Origin of the sequence: Flavobacterium sp. AJR (assembly GCF_002156885.1) — a bacterium.
Classification (GTDB): Bacteria; Bacteroidota; Bacteroidia; order Flavobacteriales; family Flavobacteriaceae; genus Flavobacterium.
Window position 1 is genome coordinate 1 of sequence record NZ_NCWQ01000171.1, and the last position, 2,799, is coordinate 2,799.

The following is a 2,799-nucleotide window of genomic DNA, read 5'->3' on the forward strand; positions in this document are numbered from 1 at the left end:
ACATTTCAATTTGGATTGCTTTTTTGTTCTTTTTCCCTAAAAAAATTATACCTCAATATAAGAGGATTTAACAATATAAGCTTTTAAATTTTTTAGGACTTATGAGTCAAGTACATTTTACTGTAGGGGAACACCCGTTAATGATACTTTGTTTTCTTTCTGTTATTCCAGTAATCATATGGTTTTTTCAAAATTATAAAACAGAGAGAGATTTAATTTACGGTCTCCTATTCTTTGTTTCGTTTTCTAGAGGAACTCTTGATTTATTAGGAATGTCACCTACAGTGACAAGATTAATGATGGAGTTTTTATTTTTGTTATTATTTGTAGGAACATTTTTTTCAGAAAAAAAAGTTTATAGATTCCCTTCTCTATGGCTCTTTTTAGGATTCATTATGGTATCAATTGTATCATATGTTTTAAATAATCTTGAAATAGTACAGCTTGTATTATTTTTTAGAGACTATTTACCTGTTATTATATTTTTCTACATATTAATAAATACTAGTTTTTCTGCGAGGCAGGCTAACCTTTTAACCAAACTTATTATTTTTTTATATGTTTCACAAATATTTGCCGGAATTATAAAGGTGATTGTTTTAGGAAGTATTGCCGAAGAATTTATTGGTACTATCGTAAATAGAGGAGGAAGTATAACTACTGTAATCGCACTTTTAGGAGGTGCGTATTGTATAGTTGGATATTTCTTGACTTCAAAGAAAACATATTTAGTAGCTGTTTTAGGGTTTATTCTTTTCTCATTAACAGGAGGGAAGAGGGCTACGATAGCCTATTTTCCTTTTATTTATTTATTAGCCCTTTATTTTGTAATGATCAAATTTAAGGATGGACAAATTAATATCTTAAAGAAAATTTTTGTTGCACTAATATCAATATGTATGATATTTTATATTTCTGCAAGAGTCATCCCTTCATTAAATCCGGAAAATAAAATTGGAGGATCATTTGATCTTGAATATATTGTAGTATACTCTCAGGAATACACTTCTGGAGGACGCGTAAAAGAAAATATTGGAAGAAGTGAAGCACCTTCTTATTTGATAAATTTATTATTATCTAAAGAAAGTTATAATGTTCTTTTCGGTTTTGGAGCAGGACATTTAGTAAAATCTGACTTTAATGATGATGTAAAAGATAAAACGTCTGATGAGATTACTGAAAGTTTATATGGTGTTGGGTATGGTGCAAGAACTGGATTTTTGCAAATGCTTTTGCAAGTTGGTTTTTTAGGATTGTTTTTTTACACTTCCATATTTATTAATTTATTCCGGATATTATTAACGAATAAGAATATAAAGAATGATATTGATAGTAAGCATTTATATCTAACTAGTATGCTGATTTTAATTATTGTTCTTATTGATTATTATACTTATTCATTTGAAACATCAACACTTGGAGCCATTTCAATTTCATATATGTGGATTTTAGGAGTAGTATTTAGAAATAAGTTAGACGGAATTAAGCCATATAGTTTCAGTTGATCTCAAGAATATTAAGCTAAAAAGACCTACTCTAACAATTTCTAATAATTAGATACTTTTTGCAATAAATCTAATTGGATTTGATAAAACCACATTCATCATATAAAATATAGACTATTCTAAATCTAGATTACCTAATTAAAAAATATCATAATCTCACTATTTAAGATACTTGATAGGATTTTAAGTCCCAAGTATTAATCAATTTTAAAAAAAATGAAAAAAAACATTTTAATTATTTCACCACATCCCAAGTTACTTGGAGGTGTAGCAAATCACTATATAGGATTAAACGATTTTTGGAGTAGTAGTATTAAATATGAGTACTGCGGAAAAAGAGAAAACATTCCTGCTTTTGTCACTTTTTTTTATGATCTAATCAAATATGTTTTAAAATTAATTTTTAAAAGGCCTGACATAGTAATCATAAACCCATCACTTAGAAGATATCAAATCATGAGAGATGGCCTGTATTTAATTCTAGCAAAAATACTAAGGATTGATGTGATAACCTTTATTCATGGATGGGATGAAGAATATGTCCGAAAATTAATAAAAAAACCATCACTTTTTAAATTTGTCTATAACAAATCTGCATTCATATATGTATTGTCATCTTCATTTAAAGAGCAATTATTAGAAGTGGGAATTACATGTCCAATTTTATTAACAACTACTAAAGTAGATGATAAATTAATAAAAGACTTTGACATTGACCAAAGGACAGGGAAAATAAATAATATTCTTTTCTTAGCAAGAATAGAAAGAGAAAAAGGAGTATTAATAACGATAAATGCATTTATCATATTAAAAGCAAAATATGATTGGCTGACATTAACAATAGTAGGATCAGGAGGTTTCTTGAATGAGGCTAAAGAATATGTTAGCAAAAAAAATATAAATGATGTGAGTTTTACAGGACCACTATACGGAATGGATGTAGCTAAGGAATTTAGTAAATCTGAGATTTATATTCTGCCTACTACACATGGTGAAGGAATGCCAACTTCTGTATTAGAAGCAATGGTATTTGGTTTACCTATAATAACAAGACCAGTAGGAGGCTTAAATGATTTTTTTGATACAAAAGAAATGGGCAGTTTAATTGAGGATTTATCACCAGATTCCTTCGCACGTGAGTTAGAAAGTTTTATTCTTAGTTCAGAAAAAACAAGAAAAACTGCTTTATTTAATCATAATTATTCTGTTAATAGGTTCTTGGCTAGCTCTGTAGCTAATAAAATTGAAGAAGATATTAAAGATTATTTAAAATAGAGTCTTGTTATAAATTCTC

2 protein-coding genes are annotated in these 2,799 nt (G+C 27.8%); both read left to right on the top strand.

Annotation, left to right across the window (positions count from 1 at the left end; translation table 11 throughout):
• Positions 1 to 101 precede the first annotated feature (101 nt).
• Positions 102 to 1,505, top strand: a complete 1,404-nt coding sequence (locus B8T70_RS23295; RefSeq protein ID WP_123912162.1) for a hypothetical protein — start codon at positions 102 to 104, stop codon at positions 1,503 to 1,505.
• Positions 1,506 to 1,721: 216 nt separating this feature from the next.
• Positions 1,722 to 2,780: a glycosyltransferase family 4 protein gene (locus tag B8T70_RS23300; protein ID WP_086896416.1), complete on the top strand. Its 1,059-nt coding sequence runs from the start codon at positions 1,722 to 1,724 to the stop codon at positions 2,778 to 2,780.
• Positions 2,781 to 2,799 lie beyond the last annotated feature (19 nt).